The 26797-nt window shown below is 50.5% G+C and carries 26 protein-coding genes; 11 read left to right on the top strand and 15 right to left on the bottom strand.

Annotation, left to right across the window (positions count from 1 at the left end; translation table 11 throughout):
* Window positions 1-86 precede the first annotated feature (86 nt).
* From BMY11_RS03755 to leuC, 5 genes are all read right to left on the bottom strand, one after another.
* Entirely contained in the window at window positions 87-2792 is a 2706-nt protein-coding gene (locus BMY11_RS03755) for an S-layer homology domain-containing protein (protein WP_090573106.1), read from the bottom strand.
* A 15-nt stretch (window positions 2793-2807) separates the two neighbouring features.
* Window positions 2808-3419 (bottom strand): GerMN domain-containing protein, encoded by a 612-nt coding sequence (locus BMY11_RS03750; RefSeq protein WP_177182477.1) that lies wholly within the window; start codon window positions 3417-3419, stop codon window positions 2808-2810.
* Window positions 3420-3429: 10 nt separating this feature from the next.
* Window positions 3430-4950, bottom strand: coding sequence for an N-acetylmuramoyl-L-alanine amidase (locus BMY11_RS03745; RefSeq protein WP_090573104.1), 1521 nt, complete (start codon window positions 4948-4950; stop codon window positions 3430-3432).
* Window positions 4951-5114: 164 nt separating this feature from the next.
* Window positions 5115-5708, bottom strand: a complete 594-nt coding sequence (gene leuD / locus BMY11_RS03740) for a 3-isopropylmalate dehydratase small subunit (protein ID WP_090573103.1) — start codon at window positions 5706-5708, stop codon at window positions 5115-5117.
* A 33-nt stretch (window positions 5709-5741) separates the two neighbouring features.
* Window positions 5742-7163 (bottom strand): 3-isopropylmalate dehydratase large subunit, encoded by a 1422-nt coding sequence (gene leuC / locus BMY11_RS03735; RefSeq protein ID WP_090573102.1) that lies wholly within the window; start codon window positions 7161-7163, stop codon window positions 5742-5744.
* A gap of 172 nt (window positions 7164-7335) precedes the next feature.
* On the opposite strand from leuC, the gene BMY11_RS03730 reads away from it, so the two are divergent.
* Window positions 7336-8238, top strand: coding sequence for a LysR family transcriptional regulator (locus tag BMY11_RS03730; RefSeq protein WP_090573101.1), 903 nt, complete (start codon window positions 7336-7338; stop codon window positions 8236-8238).
* 23 nt (window positions 8239-8261) lie between these two features.
* Here BMY11_RS03730 and BMY11_RS03725 read toward each other — a convergent pair whose 3' ends face one another.
* The gene (locus BMY11_RS03725; protein ID WP_090573100.1) at window positions 8262-9059 is read right to left on the bottom strand and encodes a carbon-nitrogen family hydrolase; all 798 of its coding nucleotides are present in this window, start codon (window positions 9057-9059) and stop codon (window positions 8262-8264) included.
* Window positions 9060-9197: 138 nt separating this feature from the next.
* Between BMY11_RS03725 and BMY11_RS03720 the strand changes: the two genes are divergently transcribed.
* The 8 genes from BMY11_RS03720 (at window position 9198) to mtnB (ending at window position 17357) form a co-directional block, all read left to right on the top strand.
* Complete coding sequence (locus tag BMY11_RS03720; protein WP_256217292.1) at window positions 9198-9653, top strand: hypothetical protein; 456 nt, start codon at window positions 9198-9200, stop codon at window positions 9651-9653.
* Window positions 9654-9907: 254 nt separating this feature from the next.
* Window positions 9908-11095, top strand: a complete 1188-nt coding sequence (locus BMY11_RS03715) for a pyridoxal phosphate-dependent aminotransferase (RefSeq protein ID WP_256217291.1) — start codon at window positions 9908-9910, stop codon at window positions 11093-11095.
* A 403-nt stretch (window positions 11096-11498) separates the two neighbouring features.
* Window positions 11499-12614, top strand: coding sequence for a glutamate 5-kinase (gene proB, locus BMY11_RS03710; protein WP_090573098.1), 1116 nt, complete (start codon window positions 11499-11501; stop codon window positions 12612-12614).
* Between the two features lie 48 nt (window positions 12615-12662).
* Window positions 12663-13910, top strand: a complete 1248-nt coding sequence (locus tag BMY11_RS03705) for a glutamate-5-semialdehyde dehydrogenase (protein ID WP_090573097.1) — start codon at window positions 12663-12665, stop codon at window positions 13908-13910.
* Between the two features lie 21 nt (window positions 13911-13931).
* On the top strand, window positions 13932-14813 hold the full coding sequence (proC, locus tag BMY11_RS03700; RefSeq protein WP_090573096.1) for a pyrroline-5-carboxylate reductase: 882 nt from the start codon (window positions 13932-13934) through the stop codon (window positions 14811-14813).
* Window positions 14810-16045 carry a 2,3-diketo-5-methylthiopentyl-1-phosphate enolase gene (locus tag BMY11_RS03695; RefSeq protein WP_090573095.1) on the top strand — a complete coding sequence of 412 codons (1236 nt, stop codon included), beginning with the start codon at window positions 14810-14812 and terminating at the stop codon, window positions 16043-16045. The genes proC and BMY11_RS03695 overlap by 4 nt, the downstream gene beginning before the upstream one ends.
* Window positions 16045-16704 (top strand): 2-hydroxy-3-keto-5-methylthiopentenyl-1-phosphate phosphatase, encoded by a 660-nt coding sequence (locus BMY11_RS03690; protein ID WP_090573094.1) that lies wholly within the window; start codon window positions 16045-16047, stop codon window positions 16702-16704. Before BMY11_RS03695 ends, BMY11_RS03690 begins: the two co-directional genes overlap by 1 nt.
* A gap of 2 nt (window positions 16705-16706) precedes the next feature.
* A complete protein-coding gene (gene mtnB / locus BMY11_RS03685; RefSeq protein WP_090573093.1) occupies window positions 16707-17357 on the top strand; it encodes a methylthioribulose 1-phosphate dehydratase in 651 nt (216 codons plus the stop codon).
* Window positions 17358-17404: 47 nt separating this feature from the next.
* Here the strand turns inward: mtnB and BMY11_RS03680 are convergent, their stop codons facing one another.
* Window positions 17405-18709, bottom strand: a complete 1305-nt coding sequence (locus BMY11_RS03680) for a DUF2515 family protein (protein WP_256217290.1) — start codon at window positions 18707-18709, stop codon at window positions 17405-17407.
* Window positions 18710-18832: 123 nt separating this feature from the next.
* On the opposite strand from BMY11_RS03680, the gene BMY11_RS03675 reads away from it, so the two are divergent.
* Window positions 18833-19510: an SOS response-associated peptidase gene (locus BMY11_RS03675; RefSeq protein ID WP_090573091.1), complete on the top strand. Its 678-nt coding sequence runs from the start codon at window positions 18833-18835 to the stop codon at window positions 19508-19510.
* A gap of 41 nt (window positions 19511-19551) precedes the next feature.
* Here the strand turns inward: BMY11_RS03675 and BMY11_RS03670 are convergent, their stop codons facing one another.
* From BMY11_RS03670 to BMY11_RS03650, 5 genes are all read right to left on the bottom strand, one after another.
* On the bottom strand, window positions 19552-19839 hold the full coding sequence (locus BMY11_RS03670) for a stage VI sporulation protein F (protein WP_090573090.1): 288 nt from the start codon (window positions 19837-19839) through the stop codon (window positions 19552-19554).
* 75 nt (window positions 19840-19914) lie between these two features.
* Window positions 19915-21963 carry an ATP-dependent DNA helicase RecG gene (gene recG / locus BMY11_RS03665; protein WP_090573089.1) on the bottom strand — a complete coding sequence of 683 codons (2049 nt, stop codon included), beginning with the start codon at window positions 21961-21963 and terminating at the stop codon, window positions 19915-19917.
* A 10-nt stretch (window positions 21964-21973) separates the two neighbouring features.
* A complete protein-coding gene (locus tag BMY11_RS03660) occupies window positions 21974-22834 on the bottom strand; it encodes a DegV family protein (RefSeq protein WP_090573088.1) in 861 nt (286 codons plus the stop codon).
* Window positions 22835-22846: 12 nt separating this feature from the next.
* Window positions 22847-24691 (bottom strand): DAK2 domain-containing protein, encoded by a 1845-nt coding sequence (locus BMY11_RS03655; protein WP_090573087.1) that lies wholly within the window; start codon window positions 24689-24691, stop codon window positions 22847-22849.
* Between the two features lie 16 nt (window positions 24692-24707).
* The gene (locus BMY11_RS03650) at window positions 24708-25067 is read right to left on the bottom strand and encodes an Asp23/Gls24 family envelope stress response protein (RefSeq protein WP_090573086.1); all 360 of its coding nucleotides are present in this window, start codon (window positions 25065-25067) and stop codon (window positions 24708-24710) included.
* A 220-nt stretch (window positions 25068-25287) separates the two neighbouring features.
* Here BMY11_RS03650 and rpmB point away from each other — a divergent pair, with 220 nt between their 5' ends.
* Window positions 25288-25476, top strand: coding sequence for a 50S ribosomal protein L28 (gene rpmB, locus BMY11_RS03645; protein WP_090573085.1), 189 nt, complete (start codon window positions 25288-25290; stop codon window positions 25474-25476).
* A gap of 141 nt (window positions 25477-25617) precedes the next feature.
* Here the strand turns inward: rpmB and spoVM are convergent, their stop codons facing one another.
* From spoVM to rpe, 3 genes are all read right to left on the bottom strand, one after another.
* Complete coding sequence (gene spoVM, locus BMY11_RS03640; protein WP_010345573.1) at window positions 25618-25698, bottom strand: stage V sporulation protein SpoVM; 81 nt, start codon at window positions 25696-25698, stop codon at window positions 25618-25620.
* 168 nt (window positions 25699-25866) lie between these two features.
* A complete protein-coding gene (locus BMY11_RS03635) occupies window positions 25867-26139 on the bottom strand; it encodes a hypothetical protein (RefSeq protein ID WP_090573084.1) in 273 nt (90 codons plus the stop codon).
* Window positions 26140-26151: 12 nt separating this feature from the next.
* Entirely contained in the window at window positions 26152-26796 is a 645-nt protein-coding gene (rpe, locus tag BMY11_RS03630; protein WP_090573083.1) for a ribulose-phosphate 3-epimerase, read from the bottom strand.
* Between the last annotated feature and the right edge of the window lies 1 nt (window position 26797).

The following is a 26797-nucleotide window of genomic DNA, read 5'->3' as shown; positions in this document are numbered from 1 at the left end:
GCCAAAGAAGTTCTATTTTGTACCTGTTTTCACAGAATTGAAAAAAAGAAGTCCTGGCCTTTGAGCCAGGACTTGGTTGAACGATATTATAGCTTCTCAATCTCAATGATTGTGTTCTGATAAACATAGAGCATAATCGAATCGCCGTCCACCAACTGGGAGATTGGGATGACAGAACCAGCCTGCATCACCTTCGTTGCAGCCGTCACCGTATACGTGTTGGCATCATCCAATGTCGCTCGTTTAACAGATAATTCTCCGTTAGTCGCGTTATACTTCCAGAATGTTTTGCTTATTCCGCTGTAAGCAGTGACGACTACATTACCCTTCACATTCTTCTTCACTTCAACGCGGTCACCGACAGCGAGTACAGATGTGCTGCTGCTTGTCGAACCGTTCTTCAGAACGGAGAAGCCTGTGCCAAGCTGAACATCTACAGCATTGCCGCTGTAGTCCACCACCGATACACGATCGGTCGTAACTGCTGTAACTCGGCCAGTCGTCACATTCACAATTTTCACTGACGCAATGGTAGCACCGACGTAATTCAAGTTCACAGTCTGTCCGGCCTTGAAGCTTGCCAGCGTCAGCTTATCTCCAGCCTCATTGGTCATATCGAGCGCTGTTGTTCCGATGTTATATACAATACCGTCGCTTGATTTCAAGATGAGTTTTTTGCCGGCTGTATCAACAGCAGTCACCTGAGCTTGCTTCGTTGTATGCACTTGCAGCAAAATGATTTTGTCCTGGTTCGCATTCAAGACAGCAGTAACCGTATCGCCTGCCGTGACATCCGACAAGGTTGCCGCTACTTTGCCGTTAATTTCTACGGAGCTTACCGTATCCATTGGCAACGTCACGGTAAGACCGTTCGACTGGGCAAGCGTGACTTGCTTCAAGCTGGTATTAATGCTTGTAGCTGTACCGCTGTATTTGTATACGAACTGGATAAATATCGCTTTATCATTTGTGTATCCAATGGTTAGCTTCTTATTCTTAACAAATAGCGTGCTGGCTGCACTTAATGTAAGCGGCGTGCCGTTCGTTTCGAACCTTGTTTCGTCTGACAGATACACAGAAACGAGTGCCCCTGTAGAAGATTTTAACAATAAAGCTTTCAAATCCGCATCATAACTAACTACGGTTGCACCGCCAAGCACTTCCACTTTACGGTTTACAACTTTTATCGCAACGACCTCGTCCTGATCATTGAGCGTAATGTCGAGCACATCGCCTTTTACGAGATCCGAAATTGTAGTGTCTGATAGCCCGTCAATTGTCACATCAACGCTTGCGGAAACGAACTTCGCTTCCGGCTTGCCAGAACCGTTTGTGCTGATGTAAGAAATGATTTTGCCATCGCTGCTCACCGTATAGAACTCACCGCGAACGAGCTTTGCAGATGTTTTAAGAATGGTCACTTTCGTAATAAGCGAATTTTTCACTTCATACGTGACGACATCGCCAACACGCAGAGCCGATAGACCGCCATCCAAAATTTGACCTTGCCAGATAACATCGACTTGCGGAGCTGCTTGATACATCGAAGTCGTATCAGAGTCATTGTCTTGAATCGTAAGCTGCGACGACGAAATAGCACCAATCGTGCCTTGTCCTGTTTTATTAACTGGTGCTGATTTCACTTTAATTGCAATTGCAATTGGCTTCGCCCGGTACGTATCTTGCGTAACTTCAACCTGACTGTCGGCGGTTAAGCTGGATACCGCAACGGCATTGCCCGAACCGTCTGTCACTTTCGTTGCACTGTTGTATGTAATCGGAATCGGCTCATCGTTAGACCAAATCCAAATCTTGTTATCGTTCGGCAGTAGGCGGTCTACTGTACCTGACACTGTTGCCACTTGTGCCTTATCATCCAGCTGTTCTACGTACAGCGGCTTAGTGCCGTCAGCGATGACGAGCAGCTTCGTATTCGGAGTTAATTGACTTACTGTCGCCAGCTTCTCGGAATCGAAGCGATAGACATAGGTATCTGGCGTCAAATCAAGCGTCGAGTCCTTGTCGTTTGCGAACAGATGGAGAGCGCTTGCGTTAGCGCTAGTCAGAATCGCTGTGTATTGACCGATGTAGCTCACAGGGAATTGTACTTCCGCTCTGCTAAAGATCGTTGCGATAGATGCGCGTGTAATGAAGCCCTGTGGATCAAACGTATCTGCTGTCATTCCTTTAATGAGTCCCAGTGAAACGGCTGCATTGATATATCCCGCATAGCCATCGTCAATTTTACTCGCATCTTTGAATGAAACCGGCGATGAAGCTAGCTCGTCCGCTGTCTTCTGCTTCTCAATTGCTTTTACAATCAGCTTCGTAATCCATTCACGTGACGCTTTCTTGAGGCCCCACTGTGAAGTAGATTCCGCTTCCGCTTGCTTGAATTCTTCGGTTTGGTCGAGTAAGCCCAGCTGGAATGCGAGAATAATATAAGGTTTGAAATAAGTGCTGACTTCAAAATTTTCCGGGAAGACGATAGCTTCATCTGTCTTTACCTCTTGCTCTTTACCAATGAAGCGGATCGCAAGCGCTACTGCTTCCTGCTGCGACACATTATCAGCTGGCTTGAACGCTCCATTCGTTCCTTTAATGATTCCTTGCATGGCGAGCTTCGCGATATGCTTCTCAGCCCAGTGGCCGGAAGGTACATCGCTAAATTTAGTAACGACTGAAGAAGCTTCTGCATGTGCAAGCGTGCTGCCTACTGCTGAGAAACCTGTGAGCAGTGAGAACACCATAATCGACGATACTGCTTTGACCCATTTCTTCTGTTGCGGCATGTCTGTAAGCTCCTTCTATTGTTTAGTAATTGGATGATCCAAATCCATATGACCCATGAGACTGTCCACAGAATCACCGTCGACTAGCAGGTCAATGGAAGTGATATCTTGGAATTGGAAGTACGTCTTCTCAATCGCTTCTAACGCGAGCATTTCACCAGGAGCTCCGAGCCTCGCTTCATCAGGCAGATGTAGATCTAGTGTAATAGCAGCGCCTTCCTGCTTCACACTCCGAAGCTCGGCATGTTTCCAAAGCGAAGGCTCGCCTTTTGCATCGTCTTTCTTCAAGGCAGCGAAAGCCGCTTCCAGCTTCTGTTTACTGTCGGTGTATTCAATCTCGGCTTTCTGCTCATGCAAGTCTAGCATTTCGTCATCGGTATAGTAGAGCGAAATTTGCTCCTTCTTTACCTCCGGCTTCGGTGGATCCTTCTCTTCATTCGCGGCAGCCTGTTCTGAATTCGTATCGCTAGAGCTCGGCTGGTTCGTGTTCTGCTGTTTCACGGAACCCGCTTGCGTTGTCTGCTGTTGCTCGTCCTGCAAGGCTCGGCTTCCGCAGGCGCTAAGAGGGACAATCATCGTTGCAGCAATGAGAACTGAAAATAAAGAAGTCGTGACATGACGTTTCACTTGCATCCTCCTAGCTAAGCTTCAAATATTCTTTAATTCCTTTGACGATTTCTGCAGCAATCTTGTTCTGCTTCTGGTCGCTAAACAATACCGAGCTATCATTACTATTCGACAGATATCCCGCTTCAAGTAAGACGGCAGGCATCGTCGTTGCTTTCACGACACGGAATGCAGCCGTTCTAACGCTGCGGTTCTTTAGAGTGGTACCAGCTATCAGATGCTTGTGAATGATGTCCGCGAAAGCTTTGCTATTCGCATGATAGTAATACGTCTCTGAACCGGTAACGGATGCAGATTCTGCTTTATTCGCATGGAAAGAAATAAATAAGTTCGCTTTAAGATTGTTTGCGAAAGAAGCACGATCATCAAGTTCAATAAATGTATCATTCGATCTCGTCAGATACGGCTTAATTCTTGTTTCTTTGTCAAGGAGCGCTTTTACTTTCAAAGTAATCGCTAGATTATACTCTTTCTCCTTATGCCCGTTAACGCTAGAAGCACCTGGGTCCTTGCCACCGTGTCCGGCATCCAGCACGACTTTATAGATGGTCGGCCCAGTGACCGGCGGTGTTTCTGGCTTGACTACCGGAGGTGTTACCGGCAAAGTCGGATCGGTCACAGGCGGCGTGTCAACAGGTGGTGGTCCCGTCTGCTCCAGCACATCAATGCGGATGCCTTGCTCTTCCTTCACGACGTCGTAATTGGTTGGAGCTGACAAGTCCAACACAACACGAACGGTCGACGGCTTGTCCGAATAATAAGAGAAGCGAATCTTCTTCAGAGTAGGATGCGAATCGATGAGAATTTCTCCGAGCTTCGCAGCGATGCTCGTGAAACCAGGCGTAAAGCCAGGTGCGAAGTTCATATTCGGCAAATCAATAACGATCCGCTCAGGGCTGTGCAGCACTTCAGTCCGTACATCGCCGAAGCTGCCGTCATACGGGAGAGAAATACTGCCAAGACCATTATACTCGATTGCTTTCAAGAGAGTTGTGGAATTTGGCTCATTGGTTGATGGATCACTGCCTGGAGTGCCAGATTCGCCTGTTTCAGTGCCATTATCGCTTCCACTGCCGGTTCCTGGATCAACAGGAGCATCCGGTGTAGTGGATTCGGCGTACAAGTGCACGGAACGTGACTGCTTGTCCCAATAAACTTGTAACCCAAACTGTTCACCTACGAATCGAAGCGGCACTAACGTCGAACCCGTGTCAATGATTGCAGGCTTCTCGAGCGACGCTTCTTGACCATTCACGATTGCTGTCTTATCGCCAATCGTTAGAAGCATACTCGTATTACCGTTCGAGATCGTGACTACGGGCGATGTCCAGGATACATCAAATCCGAGTCCTTCAGTTACCGTGCGAATAGGCACAAAAGTGGTATCTCCGACAATTTGCGGTTCTGCCCCGCTTTGCAGCTGCTTGCCATTCAGATAGAGCTTTGGCGCTGCTTCTGCTGCTCCTACAAGAGCCGGAAACATAGAGATGAGGAACGACAACAATAGTACAGCGGTTACAAACTTCTTCATCTTTCACCTCGATGACTTATTATTCGCTTATTAGACGCAATTTGACAGAAAAAGTTGCGTTTTGAGGAAATTTGTAGCATGAAAAAGACACAAAAAAGAAACCCCGGTACACCGGTACCGGAGTTTCTCTCGTTATTCATATAAACGCATTGAAGTCAATGGATTTAGAATGCAACGCGGTTAGCTTCGTATGCAGAGATTTTGTCCTCGTGCTGAAGCGTAAGACCGATATCGTCTAGACCTTGAAGCAGGAATTGACGGCGGTGCTCATCAAGATCGAATGAGATGTTAAGACCCGCATCATCAGTAATTGTATTGTTCTCCAAGTCGACGTTCAGCTTGTAGCCTTCAGTCTTAGTCGTGCGCTGGAACAAATCTTCAACTTGCTCTTCGCTCAGGCGAATCGGCAAGATACCGTTCTTGAAGCAGTTGTTATAGAAAATATCAGCGAACGATGGCGCGATGACAACTTTGAAGCCGTAGTCCAAAATCGCCCATGGTGCGTGCTCACGCGATGAACCGCAACCGAAGTTTGCGCGGGAGATCAGCACTTCGGAACCTTGATAACGTGGTTGATTCAGGCTGAAGCTGTCAATGACATTGCCTTTCTCGTCCCAGCGCCATTCGAAGAAAAGGAATTGGCCGAATCCGCTGCGCTCGATGCGCTTAAGAAATTGTTTCGGGATGATAGCGTCTGTATCTACATTTACACGGTCTACCGGGGCAACAAGACCCGTTAGTTGTTTGAAAGCTTCCATGTTGATGAACTCCTCTCGAATCTCAAATATATACTAGTTCAGAACTTCGGATTTGATCTGCCAATCGCGAACGTCTGTGAATTTACCCATAATTGCAGCAGCTGCAGCCATTGCCGGAGATACGAGATGCGTACGTCCGCCGCGACCTTGACGGCCTTCGAAGTTACGGTTGGATGTCGATGCGCAGCGTTGACCTGGCTCAAGCACGTCAGGGTTCATCGCAAGGCACATGGAGCAGCCAGCGTCACGCCATTCGAAGCCTGCTTCTGTGAAGATCTTATCTAGACCTTCTTTCTCAGCTTGAATCTTAACACGACCCGAACCTGGAACGACGATTGCCGTTACACGATCGCTAACTTGGTAACCGCGCGCAACTTCAGCAGCAGCGCGAAGGTCTTCAATACGACCGTTTGTGCAAGAACCGATAAAGACATAGTCGATGTCGATTTCGTTCATCGGTGTGCCTGGTGTAAGTCCCATGTATTCAAGTGCTTTCTCAGCAGCTTTGCGTTCATTCTCAGTTGGAAGCTCAGCCGGTACAGGTACTTTTGCAGTGATATCAGTACCCATGCCCGGGCTTGTGCCCCAAGTTACTTGCGGAATCAAGGAGTCAACATCGAATTCGAGAATCGTGTCGAATGCAGCGCCTTCATCTGTTTGAAGATCTTGCCAAACTGCAACTGCGCGATCGTACGCTTCGCCTTGCGGTGCATATTCGCGGCCGCGCAGGTATTCGAACGTTGTTTCGTCTGGAGCGATAAGACCAGCACGAGCGCCGGCTTCGATGGACATGTTACATACAGTCATACGCTCTTCCATCGACAAAGTGCGGATGGCTTCGCCTGTGTACTCCATAACATAGCCAGTACCGAAGTCTGTGCCGTATTTTGCGATAACGCCAAGAATCATATCCTTCGCCGTTACGCCTGGCTTACGACTACCGATGAAACGAACTTCCATCGTCTTCGCTTTGGATTGCTGCAAGCATTGAGTAGCCATTACGTGCTCAACCTCGGAAGTACCGATACCGAATGCAAGTGCACCGAATGCGCCGTGTGTCGAAGTGTGGCTGTCGCCGCATACGATTGTTTTGCCAGGATGCGTAAGGCCGAGCTCAGGACCCATAACGTGAACAACGCCTTGGTCGAGGCTGTCCAGATCGTACAATGTTACGCCGAAGTCTTTGCAGTTCTGCGTCAGCGTATCAATCTGTTGCTTGGAGATTGGATCTGTAATGTTGTAACGGTCCTTCGTCGGAACGTTGTGATCCATTGTTGCGAAAGTCAGCTCCGGACGGCGAACTTGACGGCCTGTCAAGCGAAGACCTTCAAACGCTTGCGGAGAAGTTACTTCGTGCACAAGGTGCAGGTCGATATAAATGACGCTTGGCTTGCTAGCCTCTGAATGAATGACATGATTATCCCAAATTTTCTCAAACATCGTTCTTTTTGTCATATGAATTCACCTCATAAGTTCGTTTGTTTCGTTCGACAATCAATTCATTGTGTTCGTTGAAGCAATCATAACATTTCATTCTTCATTGATCTAAGATATAATATCTATAACAGCAATAGGTTTAACCTATGAGCATACCTAACCATTCTTACAAGTTGTGGAGTGAGAAAATATGGAATTCCGCCAGCTCCAATATGTCATACAAATTGCCAAAGAGAAGAACTTTTCCCGTGCCGCCGAGAAGCTTCACATCGCGCAACCATCACTCAGCCAGCAGCTATCGAAGCTAGAGAAGGAAATTGGCGTCCTTCTGTTTCGCCGAACAACGAACTCGGTTGAACTCACGCATGCAGGTTCTGTCTTCGTTAAGAAAGCGCAAGGCATCCTCGATAATATCGAGCAGCTGAAGCAAGAGCTTGATGACCTCGCCCATATGCGCAAAGGCAAGCTGGTTGTCGGAAGCCTCTCGATAACTGGCTCACATGTACTTCCAATCGTGCTGCCGATCTTCGCCGAGCAGTATCCTGAGATTGAGATTGTCCTCGTCGAGGATACTCCTTCCAAGCTTGAGCAGCTTACAGCAAGCGGCCAAACGGATCTCAGCCTGCTCGCGCTTCCGCTATTCGAGCCATCGCTTGAATGGGTCCCTATTATAGAAGAAGAAATTGTACTTGCCGTACCGCCGGAGCATCACTTGGCGAAGAAGTCTGAGCCGATTCGGATCGAGAGCTTGCGGAACGAACCGTTCATTGTTCTGAAGAAAGGACAAGGCTTCCGGCAAAATGCATTGGAAATATGCGAGAAAGCTGGCTTCGAGCCGCGGATCGTCTTCGAGAGCACGAACATTGAGACCATTCAGTCGCTCGTAGCCGCCGGGATGGGCATCACCTTCATTCCGAAGATGATTACAAGGTCAAGTGTAAATGCGCTCACCCCGGTATACTTACCGCTCGCCCCTCCTTCACCAATTCGGACGCTCGTCATTGCGAGCCGCAAAGGCCGCTATCTGTCGAGAGCGGCCGAAGCGTTCATTGAAACGATGAAGCAGACGACGGAGCAGCATTTTGGCGGCTAGAGTTACCTGTTAGCCGTTAACTGTTAATACAGCGATGGACGGCGATCTTCAAATACGGGGATCTTGGCCCGAACCGAGTCCACCATGGAGAGATCGATCTCAGCATGCAAAATGGTCTCTTCCTCGCCCGCTTCCGCGATAATTTCGCCCCATGGATCAATGATAAGCGAGTGGCCGAAGAACGTGCTCGTGCCGCTCGTACCGCAGCGGTTGCAAGCGATGACGAACATTTGATTCTCAATCGCTCTTGCAAGCAGCAGCGTACGCCAGTGATGCAATCTCGGATTCGGCCACTGAGCCGGCACGAACATCGCCTTTGCTCCGCCAAGCGCTAGCTTACGCGCAAGCTCTGGGAACCGGATATCGTAGCAGATCATCATGCCAGCTTCCGCACCAGCCACTTGAAGTTGACCAAGCTTCTCTCCTGCGAGCAGATGCTTCTCCTCGTCCATGAGACGGAACAGGTGGATCTTCGAATAATCAGCGATTACTTCCCCTTGCTCATTAAATGCGTAGATCGTATTGTATACGCCGTTATCCCGCTTCTCCGCGATAGAACCGCCAATAATTTGAACGTGATGCTCGTGCGCGAAAGCAGACAGCATCTCTTTCGTACGTTCTCCGTTCGGATCTGCAAGCTGGTCGATTTGCTCCAGCGCATAACCGGTATTCCACATCTCCGGCAGCATAATCAAGTCCGGCTTCTCGGAACCTTGAACCGCCTCTTCCAACTTTACCTTCAGCCGATCATAATTGGCATCTGGATTTCCTGCATCAACATGCATCTGAACAAGCGCGATGCGCAGCTTCGTATCTGTCATAAGTTTTGCCTCCTCAAGCACTAGCTGAACCGACCTTATCTGCTCAGTTTTACCTTATCATAACGTCTCATGCTTCGCTGTCAAGATGGGTATCGTAACTGAGAAACCACCATGACCGACATAAAGGAGACCATTCTGATGAACAAGATGAACATGTACCGCAAGCACTTCATTACCGTTATCGCGTTATTCTTATGTTTAATGATTCCGAATGCAGTAGGCGCAGCAAAGCATGATGACGGCGGCGCAGGACAACGACCTGTCCAAGCATTCGACGTCGTGCAAGGCAAAGTCGTCAAGTCCGTGCCGAACAGTGCTGAGTATCAAGGCTACGCCAAGTCATGGCTGAAGGGCGTAACAGGTCTGTCACCTAAACTCACCGCCGATGATAAGTGCGGCTACGTATTCCGTATCCCGCTAGATGAACCAACAGCAGTCAATGCCGGCGGCACCCAAGTGATGACTCAAGATGTGTTCCTGTTCTATTGCCCGAAGAAACCTCAACTCCTTCTCGTCTTCGATGAGAACCGCAAGCCATATTTGCTAAATTTCAAAGGCAATATTAAGCCATTCCTGAAGACAATCAATTTGTAGTTTGTTCTTTTTTCATTTTTCTTTTCCCCACCAACGAGCGAATCAAGCGTGAGTTTAATTTGCCGTTCCTGTGCGCGAGGCGTAGTTCTCGAAATTGCGAATGGGAACGACTTTGGTGCGAAGCACCACGGGAGTGACCATCGCAATTTTGAGGCGGAGCCGGGAATGCACTTAACGTACGATTAATGTCACGCATTGATGTCGCTCATCACCTATGCTACATTTAGGCTTAGATTAACGGTGGAGTGATGACTATGGATGTAACAGAAACATTTCAAATCAGCCCGGCAAACCGGATGACCGGTTTGCCTACACAATTTTTTGCAGGACTTGTTCGTAAAGCGAATGCCCAAACGGCAAAAGGTCGCGATGTCATCAACTTGGGACAAGGCAATCCAGACCGACCTACCCCGGAGCACATTGTCGCTGCACTTCAAGAAGCAGCGCCGAATCCGCTGTATCATCGCTACCCTCCGTTTAGCGGCTATCCGTTTCTGAAGCAAGCGGTTGCGCAGCGGTACAAAGAGGATTATGGAGTTGAGCTTGACCCGGAGAAGGAAGTTGCCATATTGTTCGGCGGCAAAACCGGATTAATTGAAATTTCGCAATGTCTGCTCAATCCTGGAGACATCTGCCTCGTTCCCGATCCCGGCTACCCAGATTACTGGTCCGGAGTCGCGCTTGCAGGCGGCCGCATGGAATATATGCCGCTCACAGCAGACAATGCTTTCTTGCCGGATTATGACCGCGTGAAAACAGACATTGCGGACAAAGCAAAGCTCATGTTCATTAACTATCCGAACAATCCGACCGGCGCAACGGCTGACCCCGCATTTTACTCGCGTACGGTTGAATTTGCTGCGAAGCATGGCATTGTCGTGGCAAGCGATTTCGCTTACGGAGCTATTGGATTCGACGGCAAGCAGCCAGTCAGTTTCTTGCAGACACCAGGCGCGAAGGAAGTCGGCGTCGAGTTCTACACATTGTCCAAAACCTATAATATGGCTGGATGGCGTGTCGGCTTTGCACTTGGCAATCCGGAAATCATTTCGCTCATCAATCTTATTCAAGATCATTATTACTGCAGTCTGTTCGGCGGCATTCAAGCCGCAGCAGCAGAAGCGTTAACTGGCCCGCAGCAATGCGTCACTGATCTGACCTCTGCCTATGAGAGCCGCCGTAATGCCCTCTTCGAAGCGATGAATGAGATCGGCTGGCAAGTCGCGAAGCCAAGCGGTTCCTTCTTCTGCTGGCTGCCTGTGCCAAAAGGCCATACATCTGCATCGTTCTCCGATTACGTGCTTGAGCATGCGGATGTCGTACTCGCACCAGGTATCGGCTTCGGAACGCATGGCGAATCGTACGTACGTCTTGGCTTGCTTGCACCGGAAGAACGGCTACAGGAAGCGATTCACCGTATAGGCAAATTGAATCTTTTTTAAGAGGCAACTCCTGCCCGTAGAGCTTACGCTTACGGGTTTTTGTATGTCTTTACAGCCCAAGCCTCAGCATGGTATGCTTAGCGTTAATTAAATAACGAGAACGTATTGATGGGGCTCAGTATGCAAGCCCGCAGGTGCGATCAGAGAGTAAATTCATTAGCTGAGAGAATTTACAGCATTTGCTGCAGAAACCTACCCCGGAACGGCCGGCGATGAGTCGGACAGCGGCCTGCTGTTAACAGGTCTTTAAGCGGAACGGCATGCCTCCAACCGATTGGAGCTACATCGCCGTTAATAAAGGTGGTACCGCGGAAGTCATAAACTTTCGTCCTTTGTATAACTACAAGGGATGGAAGTTTTTTTATTTTATTTACATAAGAAAGGGCTTGAGGTGAATCGTGACATGACAGAAACCATCGTAGTCAAAATCGGCAGCAGCTCCTTAACCTCCGAGGAAGGCGGCATTAACAAGGAACGTATTGCCTTCTTCGCCAATGAGCTCGCTTCCCTGCATGAAGCCGGCTTTCGAGTGCTGCTAGTCACTTCCGGCGCTATTGCCGCAGGCTTCAAGAAGATCGGCTATGCTTCGCGGCCCAAGCTCGTTCATGAGAAGCAAGCTGCGGCAGCTGTCGGTCAAGCTCTGCTCATGCAAGCGTACCAAGAAGCTTTCGCTTCCTATGGGACTGACGGAGGCATCGGTGTTGCTCAGATTCTGCTGACGCGCGCAGATTTCTCCAACCGTAAACGGATCAACAATGCGCTCATGACCATTGAAGAGCTCCTCCATCGGCGTATGATTCCGATTGTCAACGAGAATGACACCGTCGCAACGGACGAACTGAAATTCAGCGAAAATGACACCTTGTCCGCGCTTGTCGGCAATCTCGTGAAAGCGAAGAGGCTTATTATTCTCACCGACATGGACGGCTTGTATACAGAAGATCCGCGCAAAAACCCGAATGCCGTGAAGATCGACCGCGTCGATCACATTACGGATGACATTCTTCGCATCGCGGGCGGCGCAGGCTCATCCGTTGGAACTGGCGGCATGCGCTCCAAGATCGAAGCGGCGCGAATCGCGATGCGCGGCGGCGTTCCGGTCTTTATCGGTCGCGTTATGGAACCTGGTGATCTGATGCTCGCAGTGAAGGATGACGGCAAAGGCACTTATTTTGACACCAATGAACATAACTTGACGACCAAGAAGCAATGGCTCGGCTTCCACTCGATGCCGCAAGGCCGCATAATTGTCGATGAAGGCGCTGAGAAGGCGCTTTTGCTCGGCGGGAAGAGCTTACTTCCGGCAGGTATTCAAGCTATTGACGGCGACTTCCACCCTGGCGATGTCGTAGAAGTGTTCAACGCACATCAGCAATCGCTCGGACGTGGCGTCGTCAACTATGCTGCATGGCAAGTTCAAGCAGTCGCTGGCCTAAGTACTGAAGAAGTGCGCAGACGTGTCGAGGTATCAAGGATTGAAGTCATACACCGTGATGAATGGGTCACACTTAGAGCTTAAATAACAGATAACAGATAACAGATAACGGATATGGAGAGGGAGAGCGTTATGAGCGAAGTGAGGGAAAAAGCAGCGTTAGCGAAACAAGCTGCGACAGTCATGAACCGATTGACAACGAATGAGAAGAACAAAGCTTTGCAAGTGATGGCTGACCATCTCATCGTGCAGCAGGATTCCATCCTTGCAGCCAATCTTAAAGATATTGATCGCGGCCGTGCGAACGGCACAAGCGAGTCTTTACTCGATCGCCTCACTTTAACGCAGAGTCGCATCGCGGATATTGCTGATGGCTTGCGCCAGGTAGCTGAACTTCCCGATCCCGTTGGCAAGACACTCGAATCGTTCGAGCGACCGAACGGCCTTCGCGTCGAGAAAATATCGGTGCCGCTTGGCGTCATCGGTATGATCTACGAAGCGCGTCCGAACGTGACCGTTGACGCCGCTGGACTATGCCTCAAGACAGGCAATGCAGTCGTTCTTCGCGGCGGCTCCGCAGCACTTGATTCGAATCGCCGCATCGTCGAGGTACTGCGCGAAGCACTCGCAACCACTGCCCTGCCGCCTGATGCATTACAGCTCATCGAAGACCCATCTCGCTCTTCGGTCGATGAGATGCTGAAGCTGAACGGTCTGCTCGATGTTGTCATTCCTCGCGGAGGAGCTTCATTAATTCGCAATGTTGTTGAAAATGCGACCGTCCCTGTCATTGAAACCGGGGCAGGCATTTGTCATACTTATTTGGATGAAAGCGCGCAGCCAGCAATGGCAGCAGACATCGCCTTTAATGCCAAGGTGCAGCGCCCTTCTGTCTGCAACTCCATGGAGACGCTGCTCGTTCACGAAGCATGGGCTAATCGCCATCTAAGCGAACTGGCTAACCGATTCCATTCGGTAAACGTAGAGCTTCGCGGCTGTGACCGTACGTTGACGCTTATCCCAGAAGCGAAATCGGTAACGGAAGCCGATTATGCAACAGAATATAATGACTACATCATGAATATTCGAATCGTTGCAAGTGTGGACGAAGCGATTGGGCATATCCGCAAGTATGGCACGATGCATTCAGAGTGTATTGTGACGGAGAATGAAGAGCATGCAGCAGCGTTCCTGCAACAGGTTGATGCTGCAGCCGTTTACCATAATGCTTCCACAAGATTCACAGACGGATTCGAATTCGGCTATGGCGCCGAAATCGGCATAAGCACACAGAAGCTGCATGCACGCGGACCGATGGGTCTGCCTGCGCTCACTTCGACGAAGTTTAGAGTTTACGGCAACGGACAAGTTCGCGGATAAGGACAGGAGGAGCATAAGGCAATGACAACACTTTCGAATGCAGAGGCAGTGCAGGAAATCAGTTCGCTCAAAATGTGTTTCTATGGCGCAGGCTCAATGGCCGAAGCCATGGTAAGAGGCTTGCTGGACCGCGGTTTAACGGAGCCTCAGCAGGTTAGCATGATGAATCGCTCGAACATTGACCGGCTTAATGAGCTCTCCTCCCGATATGGCGTGCATACGGCTGCGCATGATGAGGAGAAATCCAGCATGCTGCGGGAAGCCGATATCGTCTTCCTCGCGATGAAGCCGAAGGACGCAGCAGAAGCGATATCAAATATCCGCGAGCTGCTTCATCCTGGACAATTAATCGTCTCGATAATTGCAGGGATGACGATAAAGACGCTCGAAACGCTGGTCGGCAAACCGATGCCGGTCGTCCGTACAATGCCGAACACTTCAAGTACGATCGGACTTGGCGCAACAGGCGTCAGCTTCTCCTCGTCAGTTACGGCCTCACAGCGTACTCTCGCGGAGCTGATGTTCCAATCTGTCGGCTTAACTGCCGTCGTTGAGGAGCCAAAGCTTGATGTAGTCACTGGACTTTCGGGCAGCGGCCCTGCGTATGTCTATTATTTGATGGAAGCAATGATTGCTGCCGGAACTGAGCTTGGCTTAACGGAGGAAGCAGCTCGCGAGCTAACGATTCAAACCGTACTAGGAGCTGCCCATATGGTAAAAGCTACAGGTGAGAATCCGGCAGAACTACGCCGCAAAGTTACGTCTCCGAACGGAACGACTCATGCGGCAATTGAAAAATTGGATGCGAACAATTTCTCCGGCAGCGTAATCAGCGCAATTGCCTGCGCTGCGGAACGCGCTGCAGAAATGGGCGCAGAAATCGAAAGGAAAGCGACATCATGAGTAATGGTGCAGTATGTATAGCAACCTATCGTCTTCATGACGATAAAGCAGATTTTCAGAAGAAAGCGCTTGGTATTGCCGTAGGACTTACAGTCGGTAGTTGGACGGAGCTTCCGGAAGCACGCAAAGCTGAGATGGAGAAGCATCTCGGCCGCGTCGTTTCCGTTGAAGCTCATGAACCGGCTGACGTTAGGCCTGGCGAGCGTTATGCGGATATCCGCATCGCTTACCCTGACGTCAACTTCAGCCGCGACCTCCCTGCCCTGCTCGTAACGGTATTCGGCAAGCTGTCCATGGACGGCAAGATCAAGCTGCTTGATCTTGATTTCTCTTCCGACTTCGTATCGGCCTTCCCAGGACCGAAGTTCGGCATCTCCGGCATTCGCGATTTGCTCGGTGTTTATGAGCGACCATTGCTCATGAGTATCTTCAAATCCGTTATCGGTCATGACCTGCACAACCTGCGCGACCAGTTCTACAAGCAAGCGCTCGGCGGCGTCGATCTGATCAAGGATGACGAGATTCTATTCGAAAACCCGCTGACACCGCTTGAGAAACGTGTGGAAGCTTGTATGGAAGCAGCGCGGCAAGCGGAAGCCGAAACCGGACAGAAGCTGCTCTATGCGGTGAATCTAACTGGACCGACATCGAAGCTGGCTTCGCAGGCGAAGCGAGCAATTGCAGCAGGCGCCAATGCCTTGCTCTTCAACGTCTTAGCTTACGGCTACGACGTGCTGCATGAGCTAAGCAGCGATCCGGACATTTCGGTACCTATTGCCGCTCATCCAGCGATGGCTGGCGCTCTCTATCCATCGCCGCATTATGGCATTGCAGCTCCACTCTTGCTTGGCAAGCTGATGCGCCTTGCTGGCGCGGATCTCGCCCTCTTCCCTTCACCATACGGCTCGGTCGTCATGCCAAGAGAAGAGAATCTTGCTGTTCAAGCCGCGCTCATCGATGCAGCATTGCCTGTACGCAGCAGCTTCCCGGTACCTTCGGCAGGCATTCACCCGGGACTCGTCCCGCTCATCCTGCGCGACTTCGGCACAGAGGTTGTCGTAAACGCAGGCGGCGGCATCCACGGACATCCAATGGGTACAGCAGCTGGCGGTCATGCGTTCCGTCAAGCCATTGAAGCGGCAAGCGCAGGCGTTTCACTGCCTGACGCGGCAGCACAGTCTGGCAATGAAGCGCTCAAGGCCGCGATTGAATTGTGGGGGTATAAAGAGTAATGAAACGTGTTATTTTTTGTGATTTCGACGGTACGATTACCGAGAACGATAACATTGTCGCGATTATCCGCCATTTCAACCCTCCCGGCTGGGAGGCGATTGTGAATGATATCGTCGCACAGCGCAAGACAATCCGAGAAGGTGTTGGCGAGATGTTCCGCCTGCTTCCTACTTCGATGAAGCGTGAAGTTGTGGACTATGCCATCTCGAATGCGAAGATTCGTGCCGGTTTCGCAGAGCTGCTGCAATTCTGCAAAGATACCGATATCGAGTTCTTCGTCACGAGCGGCGGGATCGACTTCTTCGTCTATCCACTTCTTGCACCATTCGGCATTCCGGAGGAGCATATTTATTGCAACGGCAGCGATTTCTCTGGCGAACAGATTGAGATCACTTGGCCGCACCCTTGCGAAGGCGAATGCAAGACCGATTGCGGCATGTGCAAATCCACGATCATCCGCCGTTTCCCTAGTGATCGCTATGAACGAATCATTATCGGCGACAGCGTGACGGACTTTGAAGGCGCGAAGCTCGTTGATACGGTATTCGCACGCTCTCATCTCATCCTGAAATGCAAGGAGCTCGGACTTCCATTCCATCCGTTCGAGACATTCCATGATGTTATACAGGTACTGAAACTGCAGGAGGCGACAACTTAACGATGTCATTTGAACGAATTGCTACAGAAGATAAACAGCGCGCGCTTGCAGAGCTTACCGAAGTGAAGAGCCTCTTCGCTTCCCGCGGCTGGTTCCCTGGCACAAGCGGCAATCTTTCCATTCGTGTCGGCGATTACACGCAAGACGAATTCCACTTCGCCATTACGGCGAGCGGTAAGGACAAATCGCTCTCGACACCGGAGGACTTCCTGTTCGTTGACCAATCGGGCAAGCCTTGCGAGACAACTCGGCTCAAGCCATCTGCGGAGACGCTCATTCACTGTGAGATTTATCGGCAAACAGGCGCCGGTGCAATCTTCCACATTCATTCCGTGTTCAATAGCATCGTGTCAGAGCTGTTCTGGGAGCGCAAATCAATTCCCGTGGACGGTGTTGAGCTGATCAAAGCATTCAACATTTGGGACGAGGAAGCGCATATCGACATTCCGATCGTTTCGAATTTCACGCATATCCCCAGCATCGTGCCGGAAGTTACGGAACGGCTTGATCCTCGAATCCCTGGCATTATGCTGCGCAAGCATGGCATCTACGCCTGGGGCGCGAACGCATTCGAAGCGAAGCGTCATCTGGAAGCGTTCGAGTTCCTGTTCGAATATGTTTACCGCTGGGAGCTGCTGCAACGCAAGGCGTAGCAAATTAGCAACACAAAAGGCGATAAAATTGGCTGCACGTTCATTCGTCAGCTGGTTTTATCGCCTTTTATTCTCTCTTGAAATCCCTCTTGGAATGCCATCCGCAGCCGCTCAGCAGCAAGTACTGCAAGCTCGATTTTGTTCAACGCATAGCAGTGCTCCTCTGTCATCTCGAAGACTGCCGGCAATTGCAGCTCGGCGTCGAAATACGAATTCACATGATCCTTCACCAGATTGAACCAATCTTCCCGATCCGCAGTTGCGAGCGGGACATCCTCCCACGCTGCAGCAAGCTCCAGGCTAGTCAGCTTCGAAGCGCCCTCACGCAGCGCACAGCCATCCAGCTTCTCTATATAAGACGCAGACGAAGCAGCCGTATTCAGCTCCTTCGTGAACATCTGCGGCGCATAATCCGCTCGCGATCCAGTGTGCGGCACGGCGCGAACGAACGCATGAACCCCAGTCGACACCTCGGGTACGCCAAATAGTATGGCATACAATCTTTTACCGAATTCGATGCGCTCCGGCAAGCTGCTGAAATCTTCCAGAATAAGACCTGCCAGCTTCTTATCTAAGCCACCAGGCGTACAATAAGGCATGAACACCGCGTTCGTCTGCAAAGGGGATTGAAACAGAAAGGAAGGCTGACCAAGTACATGCTGTTTGAAGTATGGACTTTGAATGATCGGTTCCTCTATCACATGCTGTTCATTAACGATAAGCGCTGTCGTAAGAAGCGCCGAGTTTTTGCGCCGCCAGAATTGCGACCATACCGGCTTCATGAAAGCTGATACTTGAAACGCAGGCAGCAGATCGAATAGCTCCCTCCCTGCCTTGCACGACGCTTCATAGAGCAGCAGCTGCGGGTAGGCGTCTTGAAAAATAAGCGAGTTCACGCGCTCTAGTAGAAGAAATGTATCCTTCCGGTGACCGTCATCGAGCAGCCTCGGCAGCAGATCCCCTTGCAAATCCGTCATATTCCAGCCGCCATTGCGGGAAACCACATGTGCGAGCAGCGCCCAATGAAGCTCCTGGCAGCGAAAATAAACAGCCCGGTACGCTTCCGTACGCGTTACGTTGTTCCGGTTGGCCTGCTCCGTTTCGTGAAGGATTCGATGGATGAGTGCTCTTTCGTCCTTCGTATATTCATGCACGCGCTTACCTTGCGCATTGGACTGCGATTCCCATGCGTGCCTCAGCTCGCGGAGAAGCTCATGACGCAATTTCGGTGCCTCCGCTTGAAGCAATTGCTGCTTGGACCTCATACGGGCTCGCTGCTTCATCGCGACATATCCTAACAGCTTTGCCGGCAGCTGCGCGAACAGCTTGAACAGCTTGAGCAGGCGGTTCATTTCTCTCTCCCTCCTTCTTTTCATCTGCTTAATCAGTAGTATCTGCTTCGCTACCTTCAATTAGCCGCACGTAGTATAATTGAACAAGAGAATCTACCGTAACGAGGGAAGAGGTGCAGACGAATGTGCGGACGGTATACGATAACGATAACGATGGAAGAGCTTATGCTACGTTATTTCATTTCCCAGACAAATGTGCCTTTTCACAAGCCTAAATACAATGTAGCTCCAGGCCAGATGATCATGGCGATTATTAATGACGGGGAACAGAACCGTCTTGGCGAGCTCAAATGGGGGCTTGTCCCTTCTTGGGCAGACAGTCCGAAGGTAGGCTCGAAGATGCTCAACGCACGTGCGGAAACGGCTTGGGAGAAGCCAGCGTTCCGTGAGTTGATCCGTCGTAAACGATGCATCATTCCAGCAGACGGATTCTATGACTGGCGGCAGGATGTTCTCGCTGGGAAGCAGCCGATGCGGATTGTGCGAAGTGACCGCAAACTATTCAGCATGGCAGGACTGTATGATACGTGGATTTCATCGGAAGGCGTCAAGCTGAGTACGTGCACCATCCTGACGACAACACCGAACAAGCTGATGGAACCGATACACGATCGGATGCCAGTCATCCTTCAAGAAGAGGACGAGCCCCTCTGGCTGAATCGGCGCATTCAGACCCGTGCGGAGCTTGATAAGCTATTGAGCCCTTTCCCATCGGAGCTGATGGATGCCTACCCCGTCGCGAAGACCGTTGGCAGCGTCAGCTATGACGACCCGTCTTGCATCGAACCGTTAACGTGCTAATAACTAACCCCGAACAATAAAAAAAACCGCCAATCCGAAGATTAGCGGAACATCGCCCATAATTTAATTAAGTGCAGCGTATTTTTCGGGTCGATCTTCTGACCGAGCACGAACGAGATGAGCTGCTCCTCTTGAAGCTCCGTGAGCGGCTCCTGCAATACTCCGGCTGCTGCTCGTACGAGCTTGCGTACCTTGAGCCGGTCTTGCAAATCGTATTTGGTCACACCATCGATCAGCATCTTCACGCGATCCTTGATGACAGGATTCTTCATCTTTACTTTCACACGCTCGACCAGATCCGGCCGTATGCCGTATTTTGTGTAACTCATCTTCGATATAGCACCTCCGTCCGGCTTCTAAAAGCCATACGATGTACTATATGCCGCCCTAGCGCTTTTAAGAAACTAGTCCAACAGCTCTCCCTGAAAAAGTTGCTCTCGCCTAAGCACCTCTCGTAGTCTCGCGTAAGCCGCCGCGCTCCAGAAATCCGACCTTGCGGTCAGCTCTGCTGCATCATCCCGCGCATCCTCAAGCACCCCGAAATCGGCTGCCATATCGGCCAGCTTAAAGTCTGGCACACCGCTCTGCTTCGTACCGAAGAAATCGCCAGGTCCGCGCAGCTCCAGATCCCTCCTGGATACTTCGAAGCCATCGTCGGTCTCGGTCATAATCTTCATCCGTTCGCGGCCATTCTCAGACTTCGGATCCGCAATGAGCACGCAATACGATTGATGAGAGCCGCGACCAACTCGTCCTCGCAGCTGGTGAAGCTGCGAGAGTCCGAATCGCTCCGCATCCATAATGACCATAAGCGTTGCATTTGGCACGTCTACGCCGACCTCTACAACAGTCGTTGCCACGAGCACATGCACTTCATTCTCGCTGAATGCGCGCATGACCTCGTCTTTCTCCGCCGTTGTAAGCCGGCCATGCAATAAGCCGATACGCAGATCAGGGAACGCCTGCTGAATTTGAATGTGCAGGTCAATCGCGTTCTGGACATCAAGCTTGTCCGACTCTTCGATGAGCGGACAGATAAAGTAGCATTGACGCCCCGCCTCTACTTCCCGCCGAATAAAGCCAAGTACACGGTCTAACATATTGTGCTTGACCCAATTCGTTTGAATGGGCTTGCGTCCTTGCGGGCGCTCGCGCAGGGTCGACACATCTAGATCGCCGAATGCCGTAATCGCAAGCGTTCTCGGAATTGGCGTCGCTGTCATCGTAAGCACATCCGGGTTCATTCCTTTGCGGCGCAGCACGCTTCGCTGATTAACGCCGAATCGGTGCTGCTCATCGGTAACGACGAGGCCAAGGCTGCGGAAATTAACGCCTTCTTGAATAATGGCCTGTGTACCGACAATGACATCAATGAGCCCCATTTGCAGCCCAGCTAGCACATCACGCCGTCGCTTCTCCGTCAGGCTGCCCGTTAGCAAGCCTACCTGCAGTCCTACGCCGCCCAGGAGCTTCTGTAACGAGCGGTAATGCTGCTCCGCTAGTATCTCCGTCGGAACCATGAGCGCGCCTTGATGGCCTGCTTTCACCGCGGCAAACAGCGCAATCGCTGCCACTACCGTCTTACCCGAGCCGACGTCGCCTTGCAACAACCGATTCATGCAAGACGGGTTACGCATATCAATGAGAATCTCATTGACCACCTTCTTCTGCGAATCCGTCAGTTCAAAAGGCAGCGTACGCACGAAGACGCGAATCGACTCTCCATCAACAACATGCGCGACACCATCTTGCCGTTTACGATTAATCGTGCGGTACGCCTGCAGCTTAAGCTGGAACAAGAACAGCTCTTCGAACACAAGCCTGCGCCTTGCCGCTTGCCCCATTGCGATATCCTCAGGGTTGTGGATATGCATAACCGCATCGACGCGAGGCATGAGCCCATGCTTGTCCATGAGCTCAACCGGCAGCATCTCTTCAATCATCGCGCCGTATTGCAAGAGCGCCTGATTAATCATTTTGCGCATCCATGGCTGTGTAATGCTCCCTCCAACCGAATAGACCGATTGAAGCGTCCCAGACTTGGCTTTCCCTTTGTCAGGAAACTCCGAGTCTGACACCGTCATCTGCAGCCGATGCTGCTCCCATTTGCCGGTGATGATGATATCACGCCCCGGAATGAGCTGCTCCTGAAGAAAATGCCGATTGAACCAAACTGCCGTAATGAGCACGTTCTCGATAGCGATTTTGCAAGTGAGCCTCGTCTTCGCCTTCCCGTAGCGCTGAAGCAGCGGATTTCCCATGATCTTGCCTTCGAACGTTGCTTTCTCGCCGTCTTTCGTTTCCCCAATGTTCCGAATGCGGTAATCTTCATACCGAAACGGAAAGTAATCCAGCAAATCAGCGATCGTATGAACGCCAAAGGCGTGAAGCTCTTGTTCCTTCTGAGCACTCACGCCTTTTATTTGCCGGACAGTAAGTTCATCCAGCTTCATCTCCCAAACCTCACACTCGCGTAATGAATAACGCAGCGGCGCCAGGGCCAGCATGCGTTCCGATAACGGAGCCGATCTCCGTCTGTCTAATCGTAACGACTTTGAGCTGTGTCTGCGCAAGAGCCGCAAGCTCCTTCGCTAGCTCGCTCTTATGCGTCCAACCAACTGTCATCTCAACGGCATCATCGCCGTATTCCTGCTTGAATAGATCCACGATGCGCTGCATCGCTTTCTTCGTGCCGCGCACTTTATCGACCGCCGACACTTCGCCATCCTGATCGATCGTCAGAATCGGCTTAATGTTCAGAATCGAGCCGAACAATGCAGCTGCTTTCCCAATACGTCCGCCCTTCTGCAAGTAATCGAGCGTATCGAGCAAGAAGTATATTTTGCGATTCTTGATCATTTCATCAATCTTCGCGAGAATGCGCTCTTTCGACTCGCCGGCAGCAGCCATCTCGGCAGCCGTCACGACAAGCATACCACAGCCATACGATGCCGATTTGGAATCGATCACAGTGATGTCATTAACCGTTTCAAGCAGCGTCGAGCCCAGAACCGCGGATTGATAAGTGCCGCTAAGTGCTGAAGATAGATGAATCGAGATAATGGATTGATCCGGTTTCTGGGCAAGCTGCCGCTCGTACATTTCCATAAATTCCGTCGGAGAAGGCTGCGACGTCTTCGGGAGCATCTCTGACTTTGCCAGACGCTCATAAAATTCATTGTTTGAAATCGTCACCGTATCGAGAAAAGACTCTTCTCCAAACAATACTTTCAAAGGCACCATCTCGATACCAAGCTGCTCTCGAACACGCTTCGGCACATCGGCCGTGCTGTCCGTAATGATTTTGACTTTGACTGCGCTCATCCTACATGCCCCCTATTCCACTGCAATAAGATATGGATAAAGCGGTTGACCGCCAGCATGCACTTCAAACTCAGCATCGTCAAACGTTTCCTTCGCCCATGCGATGAAATCCGCTGTCTCCGCTGCGTTTGCCTGCTCGCCCGTCAGAATCGTGACGAGCTCGCCACCATCCTCAAGCATACGAGTCAGCAGCGCTTGGCATGTCTCTTGCAAGCTTGCAGAAGAGGCTACGATCGACTTCTCCATGATGCCGATGTAATCGCCCTCTTGGATCGTTATGTCGTCAATCTCCGTGTTGCGAACTGCATTTGTCACCTGTCCAGACCGAACATGCTTGAATGCCGTATTCATCGCTTCCGTATTCTCTTCGGCTGTACTTTCTTCCTTGAACGCCAGTACAGCAGCAAGGCCTTGGGGAATCGTCTTCGTCCCGATTACCGTCACGTTGCGATCAGACAATTCAGCAGCCTGCTGAGCAGCTAGAATGATGTTGCCATTGTTCGGCAGCAAGAAGATATGTTCCGCAGCGAGCGATTCAATCGCATTGACGAAGTCTTCTGTCGACGGGTTCATGGATTGTCCACCAGACAGCACAACATCAACGTTGTTATCGAGGAAAATCGATCCGATGCCTTCGCCCATCGCCACTGCGATGATGCCAAACGGAGCCCACTCATGCGCTTGCTCTGCGGAGAGAGAAGTTGCTTGAGTGCCTGTCAGCACTTCGGATACTGCTAACCCAAGCGCTGCTTCCTCCACAATCGCTGTCTCAGGAAGCGTGTCGCTGGAAGCTGCCTTATTGCTGAGTTCAGCCATCTCCTCATGCAGCAGATCACGATGCTGCTCACGCATGTTCAAGATGTGAATGTCCGTCAGCTCACCGTAAGGAAGTGCATAGTTAAGTACATCTCCCGGCTTTCGGGAATGAACATGAACTTTTATGATATCATCATCGGCAATAACGAGAATGGAATCGCCGTCTCTGCTGAGCATGCCTTTGAACAACGCTTCATCGAATCGAAGTTTACTGCGATCTCCCAGCTTGCGATTGATGAAGAACTCCATATCGTACAGGAATTCGATACCCTCGGTCTCAAGGCGCGCTTGCGCACTAGCATTCGCATGAGCCGGACGCTTGGGCGCCGGTGCAGCTGCTGCAGGCGCTAGCGGATTCGCAGCTTTGAACAGCTCAGGGAAAGCCGCTTCCGTTCCAATCGAATGATCGGCGCTAATTCCTTGCTCCTCATTCATGGCACGAAGGAAGCCTTCATAGATGCACACCAGACCTTGACCGCCGGAGTCAACGACGCCTACTTGCTTCAGTACAGGCAGCAAATCAGGCGTGCGGGCAAGCGATTCATTCGCTTTCTCCAGCACTTCTGTCATCAGCTCTGTCATGTCACTCGTACGCTTCGCGTAGAAGACTGCATGCTTCGCAGCATCTTTGGCTACAGTAAGAATCGTACCTTCAACCGGCTTCACAACCGCCTTGTACGCCATATCTACACCGTTCTGCAAGGCAGCGGCAAACTGATTCGTATCAATCTGCTCCAACTGGCCCACGCTCTTCGAGAAGCCTCGGAACAGCTGCGACAAAATAACACCCGAGTTGCCCCGAGCACCCATTAACAACCCCTTAGAAAGCGCTTCCGCAACTTTGCCTACTACTGGAGAAGGCTTGCTTTGCAGCTCTCGTTTGCCAGAGGTCATCGTTAAATTCATATTCGTTCCGGTATCGCCATCAGGAACCGGGAACACATTTAGCGCGTTAATGCGCTCTACATTGTTCTGTAAGTTTTCCGCTCCGCTCAGTACCATTCCCATAAAGTCCGAGCCGTTAATAAAGCGTTTAGTCAAACGAAATTACCCCTTCCTACCGAGATACCCGTACGCCTTGGACAAAAATATTGACGACGTCTACTTTGACGCCGAGAACCTCATTCATCACATATTTCACTTTTGATTGAATGTTATGTGCGACCTCGGATATTTTTGTGCCGTAGCTCACGATGATGTACAAATCAATGTGTAAGTAATCGTTCTCTCGGTGGACTTCCACACCGCGCGACAAGTTATCTCGACCAAGCAGCTCGGCGATACCGTCTTTCAGCTGCTTTCTTGAAGCCATACCTACCAGTCCATAACAATCCATAGCCGCCGAACCGGCCAGGACGGAGATGACATGGTCCGTAATGAAAACATTTCCGATTTCCGAATTGATCTGCAGAGGCATGGATACCACTCCTTCACCGTTATTATTATGGACTAAATAGCATTGTACTATAAATAACGACGTTTTTGAAGTCCAGCACCTGTTTTTCGACCATATTCTACATCATAGGCGTTTTCTTAGGTTTTATTCGTCTTCAGCTAATGCTTGATGAATGTATAGACATGTGATATTATATTGGAGTCTGTTTGTTTGCAGTGAATCTTCAAGGGAGGTGTATTCCATGTCTCGCAAATGTTTCATTACGGGCAAAGGTCCAGGAGTAGGTAACAATGTCTCGCACGCTAACAACAAAACCCGCCGCTCTTGGGGCGTTAACGTACAGAAAGTTAGAATTCTCGTTAACGGTAAGCCAAAACGCGTTTATGTCAGCACTCGTGCTCTGAAATCCGGACAAGTTACTCGTGTATAACGGCATACAGCCATGGACAAAAAGCACCTGATTCAATCAGGTGCTTTTTTGCTTGTCTTACCACTTCGATTCGATCCGTACCATCAAATCCGTTCCACTAGATCCGTACCACTTACTCCGTACCATGAGATGGTGCCTGACTCAGTTCTTCTGAAACGTATTCAAAATCGCCTTCACAAAGCCACCCAAAAACTTCGGCAGCTTGATGGTATAAAATTTCATGCTCCACCCCTCCTAGAAGTTTTGCTAGCAAAGCAAAACTTCTGTTCACTCCATCCGTAACAGCTCTCTCACCTTCCAAATAAAAAAGGTTACAAGAACGTTCGTTCATGTAACCATCCTATGCGAAATATAACTGTCCTATTCCATAACGGGACAGTAGTTCCAAGGTCAAGCTGCTGACGGCAGCGACTGATTCTTTGTGTAGAGTATTACAGCAATAGCAAGAGTAAAGAAGATAAAGAAGAAGAGCGCAAAGACCACGAATACGATACGCGAGCGCAGTGATGCTGACCTTTTGAAGAAGAATATGGCTATGACGATTGCAAGCACTGAAAAAATCATATTAATGCCGCTCTTCATAAAAGGAAAGATGGAGAGCATGAGTCCACAGCCTGCGCTGTAAAGGGCCATCCATAGCCCTTTCTTCATATTATCGCCCATGTTGTCCCTCCTCTAGCGCAATGCCGCGATAGCAGCTGCACGGTCACGTTCAGAAAAGACCGCATTGCCAGCTACAAGCACATTCGCGCCTGCTTCGGTCACGAGCGGTGCTGTAGTCGCATTAATGCCGCCATCCACCTGGATAAGCATATCGCTTAATCCACGCGCTTCCAACAGCGTACACAGCTGACGAAGCTTCTGAACCGACTGTGGGATGAACTGCTGCCCGCCGAAGCCCGGATTCACGGTCATGATGAGGATCATATCCAGATCGTCCAGAACATGTTCCAGCACGTTTAACGGTGTTGCCGGATTAAGTGCAACGCCAGCTGGAAGACCTGCTTCCTTGATCTGATGGATGACACGGTGCAGATGGACACAAGCTTCCGCATGAACCGTAATCCGATCCGCCCCTGCTGCGACATAAGAAGCAATATGCAGTTCAGGACGTTCAATCATAAGATGAACATCGAACGTCAGCTTCGTTGCTGACCGAACCGCTCCGATGACGAGCGGACCAAATGTTAATGTCGGTACAAAATGACCGTCCATGACATCAATATGAATCCAATCGGCGCCGGCACGTTCAACGTCTTTAATCTCTTCTGCAAGTGTCGCGAAATTCGCAGACAGAATGGATGGTGCAATGATAGACATT

Origin of the sequence: Paenibacillus sp. OV219 (assembly GCF_900110075.1) — a bacterium.
In the GTDB taxonomy this organism is placed as follows: domain Bacteria; phylum Bacillota; class Bacilli; order Paenibacillales; family Paenibacillaceae; genus Paenibacillus_Z.
This window is presented reverse-complemented; position numbering and strand designations above follow the sequence as displayed.

Coding starts and splice junctions, on each gene's coding strand:
- BMY11_RS03650 (WP_090573086.1), bottom strand. CDS start 25,067: ATGCCTCTGCAGATCAATTCGGAAATCGGAAATGTTTTCATTACGGAC.
- BMY11_RS03660 (WP_090573088.1), bottom strand. CDS start 22,834: ATGAGCGCAGTCAAAGTCAAAATCATTACGGACAGCACGGCCGATGTG.
- rpmB (WP_090573085.1), top strand. CDS start 25,288: ATGTCTCGCAAATGTTTCATTACGGGCAAAGGTCCAGGAGTAGGTAAC.
- BMY11_RS03695 (WP_090573095.1), top strand. CDS start 14,810: ATGAGTAATGGTGCAGTATGTATAGCAACCTATCGTCTTCATGACGAT.
- mtnB (WP_090573093.1), top strand. CDS start 16,707: ATGTCATTTGAACGAATTGCTACAGAAGATAAACAGCGCGCGCTTGCA.
- spoVM (WP_010345573.1), bottom strand. CDS start 25,698: ATGAAATTTTATACCATCAAGCTGCCGAAGTTTTTGGGTGGCTTTGTG.
- BMY11_RS03730 (WP_090573101.1), top strand. CDS start 7,336: ATGGAATTCCGCCAGCTCCAATATGTCATACAAATTGCCAAAGAGAAG.
- BMY11_RS03705 (WP_090573097.1), top strand. CDS start 12,663: ATGAGCGAAGTGAGGGAAAAAGCAGCGTTAGCGAAACAAGCTGCGACA.
- leuD (WP_090573103.1), bottom strand. CDS start 5,708: ATGGAAGCTTTCAAACAACTAACGGGTCTTGTTGCCCCGGTAGACCGT.
- proC (WP_090573096.1), top strand. CDS start 13,932: ATGACAACACTTTCGAATGCAGAGGCAGTGCAGGAAATCAGTTCGCTC.
- leuC (WP_090573102.1), bottom strand. CDS start 7,163: ATGACAAAAAGAACGATGTTTGAGAAAATTTGGGATAATCATGTCATT.
- BMY11_RS03715 (WP_256217291.1), top strand. CDS start 9,908: ATGGATGTAACAGAAACATTTCAAATCAGCCCGGCAAACCGGATGACC.
- BMY11_RS03725 (WP_090573100.1), bottom strand. CDS start 9,059: ATGACAGATACGAAGCTGCGCATCGCGCTTGTTCAGATGCATGTTGAT.
- BMY11_RS03755 (WP_090573106.1), bottom strand. CDS start 2,792: ATGCCGCAACAGAAGAAATGGGTCAAAGCAGTATCGTCGATTATGGTG.
- BMY11_RS03670 (WP_090573090.1), bottom strand. CDS start 19,839: ATGAGTTACACAAAATACGGCATACGGCCGGATCTGGTCGAGCGTGTG.
- proB (WP_090573098.1), top strand. CDS start 11,499: ATGACAGAAACCATCGTAGTCAAAATCGGCAGCAGCTCCTTAACCTCC.
- recG (WP_090573089.1), bottom strand. CDS start 21,963: ATGAAGCTGGATGAACTTACTGTCCGGCAAATAAAAGGCGTGAGTGCT.
- BMY11_RS03635 (WP_090573084.1), bottom strand. CDS start 26,139: ATGGGCGATAATATGAAGAAAGGGCTATGGATGGCCCTTTACAGCGCA.
- rpe (WP_090573083.1), bottom strand. CDS start 26,796: ATGTCTATCATTGCACCATCCATTCTGTCTGCGAATTTCGCGACACTT.
- BMY11_RS03745 (WP_090573104.1), bottom strand. CDS start 4,950: ATGAAGAAGTTTGTAACCGCTGTACTATTGTTGTCGTTCCTCATCTCT.
- BMY11_RS03680 (WP_256217290.1), bottom strand. CDS start 18,709: ATGAACCGCCTGCTCAAGCTGTTCAAGCTGTTCGCGCAGCTGCCGGCA.
- BMY11_RS03720 (WP_256217292.1), top strand. CDS start 9,198: ATGAACAAGATGAACATGTACCGCAAGCACTTCATTACCGTTATCGCG.
- BMY11_RS03675 (WP_090573091.1), top strand. CDS start 18,833: ATGTGCGGACGGTATACGATAACGATAACGATGGAAGAGCTTATGCTA.
- BMY11_RS03690 (WP_090573094.1), top strand. CDS start 16,045: ATGAAACGTGTTATTTTTTGTGATTTCGACGGTACGATTACCGAGAAC.